This window comes from Salimicrobium jeotgali, from assembly GCF_001685435.2.
GTDB lineage: Bacteria > Bacillota > Bacilli > Bacillales > Halobacillaceae > Salimicrobium > Salimicrobium album.
The window spans coordinates 2,021,157-2,036,394 of record NZ_CP011361.2 but is presented as its reverse complement, the minus strand read 5'-3'; the positions used below and the strand labels follow the sequence as shown (position 1 = coordinate 2,036,394).

The window sequence follows — 15,238 nt, the reverse complement described above, 5'->3', positions numbered from 1 at the left end:
TAAAATATTTTTTCATTCCATGCCGGCCGGGGGGGGCGGGGGAGCAGGAGATCCGGAAATCCGGAAACACTGCACCCGTGTATGCAAAAAGACTGACCCTGAAAATGAGGGTCAGTCTACGTTGTCTTCTTTCCAGTTGTATGAATAGAATTGTTCTCGGGTCACCCATTTCATAGCTTCCGGATTCCCGCTTCTTACTCCTGCTTCGAGATCGCTCAGGAGCTGCGATGTCTGGGAGTCGTGCGCTTTCAGTGTTCTCAGTTTCTGTTCCTGGACTTCCGAAATATCGTGAGACACATCCGGCTGCCCGAGGTTTTCCTCCGTATCGTTCGCAAAAGCGAGAGCATAAAAAGCAGGGCGTTCTTCTTCTTTGATGTTCCGTAAGGCACGGACGACTGCACGGGCTGTCGCCTCGTGATCAGGGTGCACAGCATACCCCGGATAGAAACTTATGACGAGGGAAGGTTCCAGTTCTTCCAGCAGATCTTCCACCAGACCCTGGAGCTTATCATCATCTTCGAACTCGAGTGTTTTATCCCGGTATCCCATCATGCGCAGATCGCTGAGTCCCATTTCTTCCGCTGCTTTCTGCAGTTCCTTTTTTCTTATTTCAGGAAGGGACTCTCTCGTGGCGAACGCCGGATTTCCGAGATTCCTTCCCATTTCTCCCAACGTGAGACATGCGTAGGTGACCGGAATCCCCTGGTTAATATACGAGGATATAGTGCCACTTACTCCGAATGCCTCATCGTCCGGATGTGGGAAAATAACTAATACCTGTTTTTCGTTCTTAAGCATACAGACTTCCTCCTTTAGCTATATTCATTATGATAGAAGTTTAAAGAAATATAAATTCATCTGCTTAAATGGATTCTTTGGAGAAAGCACGTTTGTTTAGATTACGGTATAAAAGGGTATTTTCAGAAAAAAGGAAGGAGCGGTACAATGAACCGTTACAAACTTGCCCGATTCCAGCAAGAATTCGCCGTCCTCGTTCAGGAGAGGGAAGAAACTGATGAGCTGCTGGTACTTCGTGAAAGGCTGGAAGCTTTTGCAGTGCCCGGAGAATTTCTTTATATTGATTTTGATGAAGTAGGCAATCTTAAGACCGTGGAAGTGGAACGTGATGAAGAACCGACACCCTGACGTGGTGATTATCGGTTCTGAATGAAGTGACGTATCCTGAAGAACAGAGGGAAACCTGCCTATAAGGTTGACTTTCAGTTCTGAATTTTATAAACTATTCGAAAGTTACATTATAAAGTCGAGAATGAGAGCAGTTGAGCTGAGAATTCAGGTGAGCCGAGAGAACGCAGATAAAGACGGACGTAAGGAGCTGTCTGAGGGCTGCGTCATATCCCCTGCACCACCACTCTCTTACATTCTTCATAATCTCATTCTCCATTCTGCAACTATGGAGAGGTGAGCCACTTGACTACTTATGAATCCTTCCGAAAAGATTCTGATCATTATCTTACTATTCCTGTGATGGAGACATTCACGACCGACACTATCACTCCGATTCACATGTTTGCGTCTCTTGAAAAAGAAGCGGTCTACATGCTTGAAAGTGGAGACAGGGAGTCGGAGTGGTCCAACTACTCCTTTATAGGCCTCGACCCCGCCTATACTATTTTTCAGGAAAAAGGGCGATTTTTCGTAAAAACTCTGGAAACAAAAGAAACTTCCGCATACGCATCGCTTGAAGAAGCGTATGAAGGTCTTTATGAATTTCTTCAGATCAAGATTCCGGAGACGCCTCTTCCGTTCAAGGGAGGGTGCGTAGGATATATATCCTACGATGCAGTTTCTGATTTTGAACCTGTGCCTCCCGTTAATGAAGATCAGGAAAACTATCATTTTGTGTTCTGTCGCACCATTATTGCTCATGAACACCGTACCGAAAAAACGACGGTCATTTCTTTTGCGGACGGGAAGTTCCCTGAATCTTCCTATCGAAACACCTGCGAACGCATTAGTGAGGTGAAACGGTCGATTGTGAAAGGAAGTGTGTTTCCGGACTTCCTTATTGATGAAAACATCCGTCCGGCGGAAATGACTCTGACAAGTAATTTTACCAAAAATAGTTACCTCGAAAGTGTACGTACTATCAAGGAGTATATTGAAGCGGGCGATATATTTCAGGCAGTGCTTTCCCAGCGTTTCAAGGCTGAAACGACACGTTCGGGCTTTGAACTGTACCGGGTCCTCAGAAAAGTGAACCCTTCCCCGTATATGTTTTATTTGAACTTCCCCCACATGGAAATAATAGGCAGCTCACCAGAAAGGTTACTGCGTGTGGAAAAAGGACAGCTGGAAATCCATCCTATCGCCGGGACGAGAAAGCGAGGCGAAACGGAAGAGGAGGATAAAGAGCTGGCAGCCGATCTTCTGGCGGATGAGAAAGAGCAGGCAGAACACCGCATGCTCGTGGATCTTGCCAGGAATGATGTCGGACGGGTAGCTAAATACGGAACAGTGGATGTCCATGACTATATGACGATCGGACTTTTTGCAAAAGTAATGCATATCATCAGTAAAGTTACAGGAGAGATAAGAGAGGATATTTCCTCTATCGATGCTTTAACAGCCGCATTTCCGGCAGGGACACTTTCAGGAGCGCCGAAAGTAAGAGCAATGCAGATTCTGCGTGAACTGGAACCTTCCCCCCGACACGTGTACGGGGGCGGAGTGGTATATCTGGGTCTTGACGGAGACCTGGACTCCTGTATTGCCATCCGGACGATGGCGAAAATCGGTCAGCAGGTCTTTATCCAGGCCGGAGCTGGAGTCGTGGCCGATTCGGATCCTGAAGGGGAGTATGAGGAAACAGTGAAGAAAGCGAGTGCGTTGAAATATGCGCTGGCTGTAGCAGAGCAGGCATTTGAGACGAGAAGAGAAGGAGCGGAGAAGCAATGAACAAATTTTTGAACGACACCCTGGAAGGTAAAGTTTTTTCTGAACATGAAGCTTATGAGCTGATGCATTCGATAATGAACGGGGAAGTGACCACGGCCCAGCTGGCCGGTCTTCTCAGCCTTATGAAATATCGGGGAGAAACTTCAAGTGAAATCACAGGATTCGTCAAAGCGATGAGAGAACACATGAAAGAATTTCCGATGTCCGATTCCGATTTCGTGGATACGTGCGGTACGGGAGGCGATGGTGCATCCACTTACAATATTTCGACTGCCGTCTCGATTATTTTGGCCGGGATGGGGGTTAAAGTCGCAAAACATGGAAATCGTAAAGTGTCCTCCACGAGCGGAAGCGCGGATGTTATAGAAACTCTCGGTATCAGGGTGGACTCCACTCCGGATGAGGGAGCGGAAGCGCTCCGGGCTCAAGGTCTGACGTTTCTGTACGCCCCGGTTTATCATCCTGCGATGAAGCACGCAGCGAAAGCCCGGGAAGAACTGGGATTCCGCACGGTATTCAATCTGCTCGGCCCGATGAGCAACCCTGCAAATGCGAAAAGACAGCTGATAGGGGTGTATGATACGTCGTATGCCGAAAAGATGGCAGAAGCCCTTAAACAATTAGGGTCGGAACACGTACTGTTCGTAACAGGGCAGGATGGTCTTGATGAGATTACCATTACCGGTACGACGGACGTGGTGGAACTTAAAAATAACGAAATAACCAGATTCACAGTCCATCCCGCAGATTTCGGTTACAGTACTTTTCCGATTGAAGATGTTCAGATTGCATCATCGGATGAAAGCGCCGGTTTAATCCGGAACGTGTTGAAAGGTTCTGCGCCGGAAGCCGCTCAGGCTATTGCCGTAATGAATGCCGGCGCCGGCGTTTACGTTGCCGGAGGAGCTGAAACCATTGCCGACGGAGTAACACAGGTGAAGGAAGCGATTGCCGGTCAAAAAGTAGAACAGTTCTATGAACACCTGGCAGGAGGGAAGAGCAGTTATGCTGAATAAGATTCTGGAAGTGAAAAGAGAAGAAATCAGCAGGCTCACCCTTCCGGAACGTGAGGGAGAACCGTGTGTGCCGTTCGCTGATTACCTGAAGAAGGGAGGATCGGCCGGACTGATCGCCGAAGTTAAAAAAGCGTCTCCTTCCAAAGGAGTAATACGCGAAGATTTCGACCCTGTGGCTATAGCGGAAGCTTATGAAGCAGGCGGAGCCCGTGCTATATCCGTATTGACCGACCAAACCTTTTTTCAGGGAAATCCTGAATATCTCACAGCGATTAAACAGCACGTTTCCCTGCCCGTAATGAGAAAGGATTTCATCATCGACTCCCTCCAGGTTCAGGAGAGCCGCCGATTAGGGGCGGATGCTATCCTGCTGATCGGTGAAGCGCTAGATGTGGAACAGTTGAAAAAGCTGTATGATGAAGCGTACAGTCTCGGCATGGAAGTGCTGGTCGAAGTGCATGCTTTAAAAACGCTGCACAGAATTCTGGACGTTTTCACGCCTGCAGTACTCGGTATCAACAATCGTGATCTGAACACGTTCCATACGAGCCTGACGCACACAGCTACTATTGCCGATTCGGTGCCCGAAAACTGTTTTCTCATATCCGAAAGTGGAATCTATACGAGCGAGCATGTAGCCGAGGTAAAGAAAGCCGGAGCGGGAGCGGTTCTTGTGGGTGAGTCATTAATGAGGCAGTCAGATGTGGAAGAAGCGGTACGACAGCTGCTGAAGGAGGAGAACTAATGGAACCACTTATTAAACTTTGCGGAAACCAGCGTGAGGCTGACGTGGAAAAAGGCGCGTTTTCGCCTGCTACCCATTTAGGTTTTATCTTTGTGAAGTCTGCGGGAAGATACGTTCTTCCCGAGAAAGCAGGCAGCTGGATTAAACGTATCAGACCTGCTCAGAAGCTGGTAGGTGTATTCGTTAATCCGACTGTAGATGAAATTGATGAAGTGCTGAGGTTTGTACCTCTCGATGTTATACAACTCCACGGTAACGAGACGGTTTCGGAACTCCTGAAAATCAAGGAAACTTTCCCTATGCCCGTATGGAAAGCTATCCCTCACCAGAAGGATGGTCTGGCGACGATGAAGCTGTTCAGCGGGGTGGCTGAGGGCTTCGTTGTGGATTCCAAAGTGAAGGGAGCTTACGGCGGCACAGGTGTCAGCTTTGACTGGGAAGCTATTCCTGCTTACCAGCAGGAAGCGAACAGGCAGAACGTACCGTGTCTGATGGCGGGAGGTATTACTCCCGAAAACATTAAGGAATTGATGACCTACTCTCCGGAAGGCGTAGATATTTCAAGCGGAATTGAAACAGAGGGTCGGAAAGATTTTCATAAAATCCAGGTAATTACGAAAGAGGTGACGGGTCATGCTTACAAATTTGCCAAATCATAAGGGGAGATTCGGTGACTTCGGTGGAAAATACGTACCGGAAACGCTGATGGCACCACTGGAGGAACTGGAATCCGCGCTTGATGAAGCGATGGAAGACGAGACTTTCCTGAAACAGTATGAAAACGATCTGAAAGAATATGCCGGCCGTCCGACTCCACTGACGTATGCTGATAAACTGACCGCTGAACTGGGAGGAGCCCATATTTACCTGAAGCGGGAAGACCTGCTTCACACAGGAGCACATAAATTGAATAACGCTCTCGGTCAGGCCCTTCTGGCCAAACGTATGGGTAAAGATAAAATCATAGCCGAGACCGGAGCAGGACAGCACGGTGTCGCCTCCGCGACCGTAGCGGCAAAGCTCGGGCTTACCTGCAAAGTATTTATGGGAGAAGAGGATACCCGGAGACAGGAACTGAACGTGTTCCGGATGAAACTTCTTGGTGCGGAAGTGGTTCCTGTTTCAAGCGGGAACGGTACATTAAAAGACGCTACAAACGAAGCGATCCGCTACTGGGTAGCGAACTGTGACGACCATTTCTACCTGATCGGTTCCGTCGTCGGGCCCCACCCTTATCCGAGAATGGTGAGGAACTTCCAGCGTATTATCGGTGATGAGACAAAAGAGCAGATGACACGGAAAGCTGACAGGATTTATGCATGTGTCGGCGGTGGAAGTAACGCCATCGGTATGTTTTATCCGTATCTGGAAGAAGATGTAGAGCTTATCGGTATCGAAGCTGCCGGAAAAGGGATAAATACTGCGGAACACGCGGCCACTCTTACAAAAGGAACACCCGGAGTGATTCACGGGTCTCTCACCTATCTGATGCAGGATGAGAATGGACAGATTACAGAGCCGTATTCCATTTCAGCAGGACTCGACTATCCGGGGATCGGTCCGGAGCATGCAAATCTTTTCAGAACGAAGCGGGTCCGGTATGAATCGGTCACCGATGAAGAAGCTCTGGAAGCCGTGAAGCAGCTTTCCCGGGCTGAAGGTATCATTCCTGCGATCGAGTCCGCTCACGCAGTCGCTCAGGCGATAAAGGAAGCGAAGGAGATGTCCGTGGAAGATACTATCGTTATCAACGTCTCCGGCCGGGGAGATAAAGACATGGCGACGCTTATGGAACATTTTACGGAGGAGGGACTGCAATGATGACACAGAGGACGATGTTTCAGGGAAAGCTGACCAGGGAGAAAGACCTGTTCATCCCTTTTATAGTTGCAGGTGACCCCCATCCGGATAAAACCGTCCAATATGCCCTCCGCCTCCAGGAAGAAGGAGCGGACGTGCTGGAGCTTGGGGTCCCGTATTCCGATCCTCTGGCGGATGGTCCGGTTATTCAAAAAGCCGCCAAACGGGCGCTTGATGCGGGGATGTCTTTGAAAAAAGCAGTGGAGATGGTCCCGACATTGAGAAAAGCGGGAGTATCCATTCCGGTCGTCATCTTTACGTACTACAATCCCGTACTTCAATACGGCCACGATAAGTTTATCGAAGCCCTTGAACAAAATGGAGTGGAAGGACTGCTTATCCCGGATCTTCCCCTCGAAGAAAGTGAAGACCTGAACGAGCGTACTAAGCAGAAGAACATAGAACTTATTTCGCTTGTGGCTCCTACTTCCGAAGCGAGAATCAAAAGAATAGCGGAGCAGGCCCGCGGTTTTCTTTATTGTGTATCAAGCCTGGGTGTTACGGGGGAGAGGAAAGAGATAGCTCCCGAAACACTTGCTTTTATAGAAAAAGTGAAAGAATACAGCAGTGTTCCTGTGGCGGTCGGCTTCGGCATCTCCTCGTATGATCAGGTGGAGCTGATGAAGAAACATGCAGACGGATACATTATAGGAAGTAAAATAGTGAAGATGATTGAGGCCAGTGTGGAAACAGAGAAAAATACAGATGAAAAAAGAGGATTGGAACAATTTTCGGAAGAATTGCGAAAACTTGTGAAAGGATAACAGTATTCAGAATTAGCAGAGAGGAGCAGAGCAGAGATGATCTACATGATCGACCATTATGATTCGTTCACTTATAATCTCGTTCAATACATCGGGGAACTGGGAGCAGAAGTGGTGGTTCGTCGCCCCGAGGAGATATCGCCGCAGGAAATCAGGGAGCTGGCTCCTGAACTTATAGTTCTCTCGCCCGGACCGCAATCTCCGGAAAAAATGCCCCGTACTCAGGAAATCATTCGAATATTTCATAAAGAAATCCCTATATTCGGAGTGTGTCTCGGTCACCAGGCGCTTGCTTATTACTTCGGGGGCTCGATAATTCGTGCGGACCGCCTGATGCATGGGAAAGCTTCCGAAATCGATCATGACGGGCACACTGTATTCGCAGGCCTGTCGACGCCTTTGACCGCAATGCGCTACCATTCTCTTATAGTGGCCCTGCCGACATTACCGCCATGTTTTGATGTTACGGCTGCCACTTCCGAAGGGACAGTGATGGGAATCAGGCACAGAGCCTATCCTCTTGAGGGGGTCCAGTTTCACCCTGAATCAATTGGCACCGTGGAGGGGAAACGATTAGTCAGAAATATGCTTCAAGCGTATACCGCGGTGAAAATGTGAAAAAGCGCCTCGCTTCAGAGGCGCTTTTCTTCGTGCGAAGAAGAGATTTCAGCCACTGTAAACGCCAGTTCCTCATTTCCGAAAGCGGAAAGGACGTCCAGTAGAAGCTCCTCCTGAATGCCTTCCGACTCTTTTGCAGGAACCGTGTCTTTGAGCATCTCTTTCAAAAGAGGACTGACTTCCTGATAGGGGTAAGCCGTCTGATAAACTTCTACTGCGTTTTCCCCGTGGTCGACACACCACTGGGCAAACAGCAAAATCATCATTTTCTCTTCTTCTTTATATTTCTGTATGATCCATTCGTCTTTTTCGTTCATAAAAAAAACCTCCTGATAATTATTATAGGAGACCTTCAGCAATTAGTATAGGGAGAGTGGGGGTGCTTGTTGATTGTCAGATTACTGGATCACCGTTTTATTTTTAGGTGATTCCTCCTGACTGCCGGTGTTAAGAAATCTGCTGATTTCTTCCGGTGAGAGTCCGAGGTTCCGGGCTTCCTGCATCAGTTCCACCCATTCCATATCAAGTTTTTTATTCAAGCAAATCACACCCCACTCTATAGGATGACTTCATTATAACGCTTTTATCTGATAAAATAAACACAAATTTTTGTATTTATCAGAAAACTTTTGTTCTCTTTTTGGTTTTTGGCAGAGAGGAAATGGTTTATACTTAATAGTGTATACAAAACATTTAACCAGCAGGGAGCAGTGATGTATAAGAAACAACACTTTTATCGGTAGAAAAAGGGGGGCGCAAAAGGCGCTTTCTCTTACAGGAGAATCTTGGAGCTAGAACGATTTATTCCTACAAACAATCGAAAGGAGTAGTTGGTCATGAAACTGTATCAGGATGATAAACGTTTTTTCGCAGGAGACAGCGACAATCCGGAAGCTTATATCCATTTCGAGAAATTCGGGGATGATAAGCTTATAGTCGACCACACGTATGTCGGCGAATCGATGAGAGGCCAGGGGGCGGGAAAGCAGCTGGTGGAAGCTGTAGTCAACTATGCGAGAGAAGAAAATAAAAAAATCGTCGCTCACTGTCCTTACACGCGCGATGTCCTGACGAATAACGAAGAATATCATGATGTATTCATTGGAATTCATAATTCCTGACCCCCATGTAAAAACAGCGCTTTTGCCACGCAGGCAGGAGCGCTGTTTTAGAAGAAAAAATACTTAATGAACCGCTGATTATAAAAATATAAGGGTAGCGTGTTGACAGGTTTAAATAAAAATGTATAATTATGAATAAATAATAATAAAAATACATTCAGCGAAAAAGTAAGTATTTCAGTCGAAGACTCCAGCGAACCGGCGGATGGTGGGAGCCCGGTGTACGGAAGCTGAAAGAAACGCACTTTGGAGAAGTTCCGGTGAAAATAAGTAGCCGGAACCGGGTTCCTGCCCGTTATCCCGTGACGAGCCGGTCCTTTACTGTCAGAGACAGGTGAGGACAACGAGAGTGGTACCGCGGATATACGTCCGTCTCTTTACGAAGAGGCGGACTTTTCTTATTGCAGATCAAACGATTATTGAAAATAACTATAAGGAGGAAGATATTTATGGCTAAACCTAAAGTAGTGCTTGCATATTCCGGAGGGCTGGACACTTCCATATCAGTTAAATGGATTCAGGAAAAATATGGTTACGACGTAATTGCACTCGGTATCGATGTCGGAGAGGGGAAGGATCTTGAGACGATCAGACAGAAAGCGCTCGATGTCGGAGCAGTTAAAGCGATCATGATAGAGGGGAAAGAACTGCTCGCCGAAGAGTACTTAATGCCCGCGCTGAAAGCGAATACGCTCTACGAAGGGAAATATCCGCTCTCTTCCGCCTTATCGAGACCTCTCATTTCCAAACTGCTGGTGGAAGTAGCGGAGCAGGAAGGGGCAGTAGCCGTAGCACACGGATGTACCGGAAAAGGAAACGACCAGGTCAGGTTTGAGCTGTCCATTCAGGCTCTGAATCCGGAATTGGAAGTCATTGCCCCCGTCAGAGAATGGGGTATGACGAGGGATGAGCAGATAGGTTATGCAGAAGAGAAAGGTATACCTATTCCGGTAAACCTTGAAAATCCTTTCTCCATCGACGCGAATATCTGGGGGAGAGCCTGTGAAGCGGGGGTTCTGGAAGATCCGTGGCAGGAAGCACCTGAAGCAGCATATGACTGGACAAACCCGGTGGAAGACACACCGGATACCCCTGAAACGATCGAAATCTCCTTTGAACAGGGAAAGCCTGTGAGTCTGAACGGAGAAGCACTCGGACTCGTCGACATGATTGAGAAACTGAATGTTCTTGGAGGAGAGCATGGAGTCGGGCGGATAGATCATACAGAGAACAGACTGGTGGGGATCAAGTCGAGAGAAGTGTACGAAAATCCGGCAGCCATGATTCTTATTAACGCCCATAAAGAACTGGAGTCGCTTACACTTACCAGGGAAGTGGCTCACTACAAACCCCAGGTAGAACAGCAACTGGCTCAAGTGGTATATGACGGGCTCTGGTATTCTCCGCTCAGAACAGCCCTGCAGGCGTTTGTGGAAGATACTCAGCAGTTTGTGACGGGAACGGTGAAAATCAAGCTGTTCAAAGGGCACCATCAGGTCATCGGTAAGCAGTCCCCTGTAAGTCTTTATAACGAAGAATTATCAACCTATTCAAAAGAAGATGCTTTCGATCATAATGCTGCCGTAGGTTTTATCAAATTGTGGGGGCTTCCTACAAAAGTGCATGCGGATGTGCATAATAAGAAGAAACATCTGGTGTCAGTAGATGAGTAAGCTTTGGGGCGGAAGATTCACGAAGCAGACGGACGAACTGGTCGAGGAGTATACAGCCTCGATCAGTTTTGATAAAAAGCTGGCGGCATTTGATATTGAAGGAAGTAAGGCTCACGTGCGTATGCTCGGAAATCAGGGGATAATCCCGACGGAAGAAGCCCGGGAGATCGGTGAGGGACTGGATAAAATTCTCTCCAGAATAGAGAGGGGAGAAGTTGAATATTCTGTAGCTGACGAAGATATCCATATGAATATCGAACATATGCTTATTGACGAAATAGGTCCTGTGGGCGGAAAACTTCATACGGGGCGGAGCCGTAATGACCAGGTGGCTACAGATATGCATCTGTATCTGAGAGAGAAGACGAAGAAACTCATTGAACTTGTAGAGACTGTCCAGCAGGCGATCGTCGGGCAGGCGGGATCGAATGTGGAGACGATGATCCCCGGGTATACTCACCTGCAGCGGGCTCAGCCGATTTCTTTCGCCCACCATATTCTTGCTTATTTCTGGATGTTTGAAAGAGATAAAGAAAGACTTCAGGACAGTCTGAAACGTGTGAACTGGTCGCCTCTCGGGGCAGCGGCACTGGCCGGAACGACGTATCCGATCAATCGCCGTGAGACAGCGGAAGCTCTCGGTTTCGAAAAGGTGTATCCGAATTCTCTCGACGCAGTGAGCGACAGGGACTTTATTCTTGAATTTCTTTCGGACGCTTCTATATTGATCATGCATATCTCCCGGCTGTCCGAGGAACTGGTAATGTGGAGCAGCGAGGAATTCCGGTTTGTGGAACTGGATGATGCTTTCTGTACCGGTTCAAGTATTATGCCGCAGAAGAAGAACCCCGACGTCCCTGAGCTGCTGCGGGGGAAGACAGGAAGAATTTACGGAAACCTGATGGGGCTTTTAACACTGTTGAAGGGTCTGCCTCTTGCTTACAATAAAGATATGCAGGAAGACAAAGAGGGGATGTTCGATACAGTGGAGACGTTGGAGGGGGCCCTCTCCCTTCTTGCCCCGATGCTTGAAACGATGGAAGTCAATAAGCACAGAACGGACAGTTCCGTAAAAAGTGATTATTCCAATGCCACTGATATGGCGGATTATCTTGCGGTAAAAGGTCTGCCATTCCGTGAAGCGCATGAAATCATCGGTAAAATTGTTCTGTACGCTATTCAGGAAGAGAAGTATCTGCTTGATTTGAAACTGGAAGAATTCAAAGAATTTTCGGAACTGATCGACGAGGATATTTTTGAAAAACTGGCCCCTGATCAGGTGATAGCAGCCAGAAAAAGTGAGGGCGGCACGGGATTTGACCAGGTGAGAGAACAGTTGAAAGCTGCTGAAGAACATTTGTCTTTTTAAGGAAGGCAAGTGTTCTATTATTGGGAAAAGGGAAGAGTGTACTACGTCACGCAGTCAGGAGGAGAATAATGAAACAGGTAATCGCGTATTTTGCAAATGAAAATGATGCTGAAAGCGCCCTCACTTCGCTTAAGAAGTATAAGGTGGAGAAAGAAAGAGTCGAAGAGATACCGCAGGATTCAAAACTTGAGCGCGTCATCCCTTTTACTTCCGGAGGGTTCCAGGCGGATGTTGCGGAGTACGGGGAAACTTTTAACGAAGCACTTGGAAATAAAGGAAAAGAAGTTACCCACCTTCTTCAGTTCGAAGTCGAAGAGGAGGATCACGAAGGAGTACTAAAAGTGCTGCAAGAGCATGGAGCAATGAAAAAAGAATAGATGGCCGTGGTGATTTAAGTGAAATATCTCCATTATCGGAGCAGAAGCCTCCGCTAGTGGAGTTTTTTTAATTACACAGTAAACTTATAGGAATAATGTTGACATACGTCGCGTTTTTATTTAAAATTTAATGCTAAGTAAACAAGTAGGTTTTGAAAAGGGAGGGAGTACATGTTTTTGGAGTTTGAGGACACAGGAAAACGCTTTGGCGAAGCAACGGAAAACGAGTTTGAAGTATTCAAGGGAGTGAATATAAGTATTGAAAATAACCAGTTCGTTTCTATCCTCGGACCGTCCGGCTGCGGAAAGTCAACGCTATTATCGATGGTGGCGGGACTCGAGGATACCTCCGAAGGGACGATTAAACTCGAGGGACAAGAAATAACAGGTCCTGATCCGGAAAGAGGGATGGTATTTCAGCAACCGTCGCTGTTTCCATGGCTGACTGTCCGGGAGAACGTCATGTTTCCCCTAAAGAAGAAAAGGTCAAAAAAAGAAGCCGAAGCGCGTGCCGAACATTTTTTGAAAATGGTGCACCTCAGTTCTTCCAGTTCCAGATATACATATGAACTTTCCGGCGGCATGCAGCAGCGGGTGGCTATTGCAAGGGCCCTTGCCATGGACCCGAAAGTTCTTTTGATGGACGAGCCTTTCGGTGCTCTTGACGAACAGACGAGGCACATTCTTCATAGAGAGCTTTTATCTATATGGGAAGAAACGAGAAAAACGATTCTTTTTGTTACTCACAGTATTCAGGAGGCGATCAAACTGTCGGACAGGGTGATTGTAATGGGCACGAGACCGGGGAGGATTATTGCCGATTTCAGCATTGATGTACCACGACCGCGGGCACGCGATGATGAGAATGTTATCGGTTGGGAAAAACATGTGATGGAACTGCTCGAGAAAGAGATAGACAAAGTACTGAAAGAGGAACTGGATAATGAATCTGTCTCTTATAACTAAACGGATCGTTTTTCTAGTTGTCGTTGCAGGTATTTGGCAGGGTATTTATGCCCTGAACATTTTTGAAGATATAATATTTCCTTCTCCTCTTACGGTAGTCTCCTCCCTCTACGAAGGATTTGCCGATGGTGATCTTGTTACAGCTCTCGGTGCGAGTTTCAGACACCTGTTTTCGGGACTGGTTCTGGCCATTTTATTCGGGACAGTGCTCGGGGTCCTCCTCGGCAAGTCCAGAGAAGCGGATGAAACGGCAGGGATGTATCTTGTAGCTCTTCAAAGTATTCCGAGTATCGTATGGGTTCCGCTCGCTATTATGATTTTCGGTTTTTCGGAAGCTGCTGTCGTATTTGTAGTGGTACTTGGAGGTACGTTCGTAATGGCGTTGAATGTGCGCTCGGCAATCAGGAGCGTACCGCCGCACTTATTACGTGCAGCAAGAACGATGGGAGTGAGCGGGGTGTCCCAGTTTTTCCGGGTGGAAATTCCGGCCAGTGTCCCTTACTTTATGTCGGGGCTGCGCCTTGCGTGGGCTTTCAGCTGGAGGGCATTAATGGCCGGGGAATTGCTGAGTAACGGTCCGGGTCTCGGTTATTCCCTCCGCTATGCTCAAGACTATGCAAGGATGGATCAGGTGATCGGGATTATCATTATCATCGGAGTCATAGGGGCTGTCGTGGATCAGCTCGTATTTTCGAAACTGGAGAAAAACGTAATGAAACGATGGGGAATTTTATAGAATACTGTAATTATTGCCTGAAAAAAAGGAGTGGAGAAGTTGAAAAAAATTTTTTATATGACCGCAGTCGGTGTTTTACTCATAGTCCTTAGTGCATGTGGCAGCAGTGAATCAGAAGCAGGTGGCGAAGAAAAAGAGGCGGATGAAATTACTGTCGGTTATTTCCCGAATATTAATCATGCAGCCGGCATGGTCGCTGAAGAAAAGGAAATGTATCAGGAACAGTTGCCTGACGGAACGAAGGTTAATTATCAGTATTTTCCTGACGGTTCCGCTTTTATGACAGCGGTGGAGACCGGAGAAATTGAAGGCGGAATAGTAGGCCCCGGTCCTGCAATGAATCACTACGTAAGCGGGGCGGCAATCAATGTGGTAGCAGCCGGTTCCAAAGGAGGGACCGTGATTATGGCCAGTAATGACAGTAATATTTCAACTCCGGAGGATCTTAAAGGGAAGACGTTCATCTCCCCTCGGGTAGGATGTACGCACGATGTCCAGTTCGAAACGATGATGAAGGAAGAATTCGGAATGACTTCAGAGCGTGTGCAGGGAGACATGAAGCATGTGACCGGGAAGCCGGCCACCTATGCGAGTATGTTCGAAGCCGGGAAGGTCGATGCGGCTACGGTTCCGGAACCCTGGGCTTCTGTTATTGAAACCGAAGGAAGCGGTAAAGTTCTGGTGGACACTCCGGAAGTGGCGTTCGGAGAGACGTTACCTGCAGCTGTATTTGTAACTTCGGAGAAATTGAAAGAGAAAAATCCGGAACTCGTCCAGAATCTTGTTGATGCCCACAAACAGGCTACAGACTTCATAAACGAAAACCCGGAAGAAGCAAAAACGATTGCTCAGGATAAGATCAAGGAAATTACTGACCAGGGGCTGGAAAAAGAAGTTATTGACGGTGCCTGGGAGAGAATTGATTTTTCATACGAAGTGGATGAAAGTGTACTTCAGGATTTTGCAGACTCTTCCTATAACCTGAAATTTCTGGAGGAGAAACCAGACCTTACAGGTCTCGTAGATAAGGAGTTCCTGAAAAACGGGTGATCGTCAATTAGAATAAAAACGTGA

At 47.4% G+C, this 15,238-nt stretch carries 18 protein-coding genes and 1 other annotated feature; of the genes, 15 read left to right on the top strand and 3 right to left on the bottom strand.

From position 1 onward, the window contains the following. Nucleotides 1-111 precede the first annotated feature (111 nt). On the bottom strand, nucleotides 112-798 hold the full coding sequence (bshB2, locus tag AAV35_RS10215) for a bacillithiol biosynthesis deacetylase BshB2 (protein ID WP_008588459.1): 687 nt from the start codon (nucleotides 796-798) through the stop codon (nucleotides 112-114). A 147-nt stretch (nucleotides 799-945) separates the two neighbouring features. Here bshB2 and AAV35_RS10210 point away from each other — a divergent pair, with 147 nt between their 5' ends. From AAV35_RS10210 to AAV35_RS10175, 8 genes are all read left to right on the top strand, one after another. Next, nucleotides 946-1,146, top strand: coding sequence for a hypothetical protein (locus AAV35_RS10210; protein ID WP_008588461.1), 201 nt, complete (start codon nucleotides 946-948; stop codon nucleotides 1,144-1,146). Between the two features lie 285 nt (nucleotides 1,147-1,431). Then, complete coding sequence (trpE, locus tag AAV35_RS10205; RefSeq protein ID WP_008588463.1) at nucleotides 1,432-2,919, top strand: anthranilate synthase component I; 1,488 nt, start codon at nucleotides 1,432-1,434, stop codon at nucleotides 2,917-2,919. Beyond that, the gene (gene trpD / locus AAV35_RS10200) at nucleotides 2,916-3,935 is read left to right on the top strand and encodes an anthranilate phosphoribosyltransferase (protein ID WP_008588465.1); all 1,020 of its coding nucleotides are present in this window, start codon (nucleotides 2,916-2,918) and stop codon (nucleotides 3,933-3,935) included. The genes trpE and trpD overlap by 4 nt, the downstream gene beginning before the upstream one ends. Further along, entirely contained in the window at nucleotides 3,925-4,680 is a 756-nt protein-coding gene (gene trpC, locus AAV35_RS10195; RefSeq protein ID WP_008588467.1) for an indole-3-glycerol phosphate synthase TrpC, read from the top strand. The genes trpD and trpC overlap by 11 nt, the downstream gene beginning before the upstream one ends. Further along, a complete protein-coding gene (locus AAV35_RS10190) occupies nucleotides 4,680-5,339 on the top strand; it encodes a phosphoribosylanthranilate isomerase (protein ID WP_008588469.1) in 660 nt (219 codons plus the stop codon). Before trpC ends, AAV35_RS10190 begins: the two co-directional genes overlap by 1 nt. Beyond that, nucleotides 5,314-6,501, top strand: a complete 1,188-nt coding sequence (gene trpB, locus AAV35_RS10185) for a tryptophan synthase subunit beta (protein WP_008588471.1) — start codon at nucleotides 5,314-5,316, stop codon at nucleotides 6,499-6,501. Before AAV35_RS10190 ends, trpB begins: the two co-directional genes overlap by 26 nt. Then, nucleotides 6,498-7,304 (top strand): tryptophan synthase subunit alpha, encoded by an 807-nt coding sequence (trpA, locus tag AAV35_RS10180; protein WP_008588473.1) that lies wholly within the window; start codon nucleotides 6,498-6,500, stop codon nucleotides 7,302-7,304. Before trpB ends, trpA begins: the two co-directional genes overlap by 4 nt. A gap of 36 nt (nucleotides 7,305-7,340) precedes the next feature. After that, nucleotides 7,341-7,922, top strand: coding sequence for an anthranilate synthase component II (locus AAV35_RS10175; RefSeq protein WP_008588475.1), 582 nt, complete (start codon nucleotides 7,341-7,343; stop codon nucleotides 7,920-7,922). Nucleotides 7,923-7,936: 14 nt separating this feature from the next. Here AAV35_RS10175 and AAV35_RS10170 read toward each other — a convergent pair whose 3' ends face one another. Next, nucleotides 7,937-8,239, bottom strand: a complete 303-nt coding sequence (locus AAV35_RS10170) for a hypothetical protein (RefSeq protein WP_008588478.1) — start codon at nucleotides 8,237-8,239, stop codon at nucleotides 7,937-7,939. Between the two features lie 81 nt (nucleotides 8,240-8,320). After that, nucleotides 8,321-8,470 (bottom strand): anti-repressor SinI family protein, encoded by a 150-nt coding sequence (locus tag AAV35_RS10165; protein ID WP_420877622.1) that lies wholly within the window; start codon nucleotides 8,468-8,470, stop codon nucleotides 8,321-8,323. A 288-nt stretch (nucleotides 8,471-8,758) separates the two neighbouring features. Between AAV35_RS10165 and AAV35_RS10160 the strand changes: the two genes are divergently transcribed. From AAV35_RS10160 to AAV35_RS10130, 7 genes are all read left to right on the top strand, one after another. Further along, complete coding sequence (locus AAV35_RS10160; RefSeq protein WP_008588481.1) at nucleotides 8,759-9,043, top strand: GNAT family N-acetyltransferase; 285 nt, start codon at nucleotides 8,759-8,761, stop codon at nucleotides 9,041-9,043. Between the two features lie 151 nt (nucleotides 9,044-9,194). Next, nucleotides 9,195-9,423, top strand: a binding site (T-box leader). A gap of 69 nt (nucleotides 9,424-9,492) precedes the next feature. Next, nucleotides 9,493-10,716 (top strand): argininosuccinate synthase, encoded by a 1,224-nt coding sequence (locus AAV35_RS10155; RefSeq protein ID WP_008588483.1) that lies wholly within the window; start codon nucleotides 9,493-9,495, stop codon nucleotides 10,714-10,716. After that, the gene (argH, locus tag AAV35_RS10150) at nucleotides 10,709-12,085 is read left to right on the top strand and encodes an argininosuccinate lyase (RefSeq protein WP_008588484.1); all 1,377 of its coding nucleotides are present in this window, start codon (nucleotides 10,709-10,711) and stop codon (nucleotides 12,083-12,085) included. The genes AAV35_RS10155 and argH overlap by 8 nt, the downstream gene beginning before the upstream one ends. A gap of 68 nt (nucleotides 12,086-12,153) precedes the next feature. After that, entirely contained in the window at nucleotides 12,154-12,462 is a 309-nt protein-coding gene (locus AAV35_RS10145) for a hypothetical protein (RefSeq protein ID WP_008588486.1), read from the top strand. A 171-nt stretch (nucleotides 12,463-12,633) separates the two neighbouring features. After that, nucleotides 12,634-13,428, top strand: a complete 795-nt coding sequence (locus AAV35_RS10140) for an ABC transporter ATP-binding protein (RefSeq protein ID WP_008588488.1) — start codon at nucleotides 12,634-12,636, stop codon at nucleotides 13,426-13,428. Then, nucleotides 13,406-14,164 carry an ABC transporter permease gene (locus AAV35_RS10135; RefSeq protein ID WP_008588490.1) on the top strand — a complete coding sequence of 253 codons (759 nt, stop codon included), beginning with the start codon at nucleotides 13,406-13,408 and terminating at the stop codon, nucleotides 14,162-14,164. Before AAV35_RS10140 ends, AAV35_RS10135 begins: the two co-directional genes overlap by 23 nt. A 39-nt stretch (nucleotides 14,165-14,203) precedes the next feature. After that, nucleotides 14,204-15,214 (top strand): aliphatic sulfonate ABC transporter substrate-binding protein, encoded by a 1,011-nt coding sequence (locus tag AAV35_RS10130; RefSeq protein ID WP_008588492.1) that lies wholly within the window; start codon nucleotides 14,204-14,206, stop codon nucleotides 15,212-15,214. Nucleotides 15,215-15,238: the final 24 nt, after the last annotated feature.

Excerpts from the sequence above, each read along its gene's own strand:
- AAV35_RS10160 (WP_008588481.1), top strand. The coding sequence starts at position 8,759 with ATGAAACTGTATCAGGATGATAAACGTTTTTTCGCAGGAGACAGCGAC.
- AAV35_RS10170 (WP_008588478.1), bottom strand. The coding sequence starts at position 8,239 with ATGAACGAAAAAGACGAATGGATCATACAGAAATATAAAGAAGAAGAG.
- AAV35_RS10140 (WP_008588488.1), top strand. The coding sequence starts at position 12,634 with ATGTTTTTGGAGTTTGAGGACACAGGAAAACGCTTTGGCGAAGCAACG.
- AAV35_RS10155 (WP_008588483.1), top strand. The coding sequence starts at position 9,493 with ATGGCTAAACCTAAAGTAGTGCTTGCATATTCCGGAGGGCTGGACACT.
- trpA (WP_008588473.1), top strand. The coding sequence starts at position 6,498 with ATGATGACACAGAGGACGATGTTTCAGGGAAAGCTGACCAGGGAGAAA.
- trpD (WP_008588465.1), top strand. The coding sequence starts at position 2,916 with ATGAACAAATTTTTGAACGACACCCTGGAAGGTAAAGTTTTTTCTGAA.
- AAV35_RS10190 (WP_008588469.1), top strand. The coding sequence starts at position 4,680 with ATGGAACCACTTATTAAACTTTGCGGAAACCAGCGTGAGGCTGACGTG.
- trpB (WP_008588471.1), top strand. The coding sequence starts at position 5,314 with ATGCTTACAAATTTGCCAAATCATAAGGGGAGATTCGGTGACTTCGGT.
- AAV35_RS10210 (WP_008588461.1), top strand. The coding sequence starts at position 946 with ATGAACCGTTACAAACTTGCCCGATTCCAGCAAGAATTCGCCGTCCTC.
- AAV35_RS10175 (WP_008588475.1), top strand. The coding sequence starts at position 7,341 with ATGATCTACATGATCGACCATTATGATTCGTTCACTTATAATCTCGTT.
- bshB2 (WP_008588459.1), bottom strand. The coding sequence starts at position 798 with ATGCTTAAGAACGAAAAACAGGTATTAGTTATTTTCCCACATCCGGAC.
- argH (WP_008588484.1), top strand. The coding sequence starts at position 10,709 with ATGAGTAAGCTTTGGGGCGGAAGATTCACGAAGCAGACGGACGAACTG.
- AAV35_RS10135 (WP_008588490.1), top strand. The coding sequence starts at position 13,406 with ATGAATCTGTCTCTTATAACTAAACGGATCGTTTTTCTAGTTGTCGTT.
- AAV35_RS10145 (WP_008588486.1), top strand. The coding sequence starts at position 12,154 with ATGAAACAGGTAATCGCGTATTTTGCAAATGAAAATGATGCTGAAAGC.
- trpC (WP_008588467.1), top strand. The coding sequence starts at position 3,925 with ATGCTGAATAAGATTCTGGAAGTGAAAAGAGAAGAAATCAGCAGGCTC.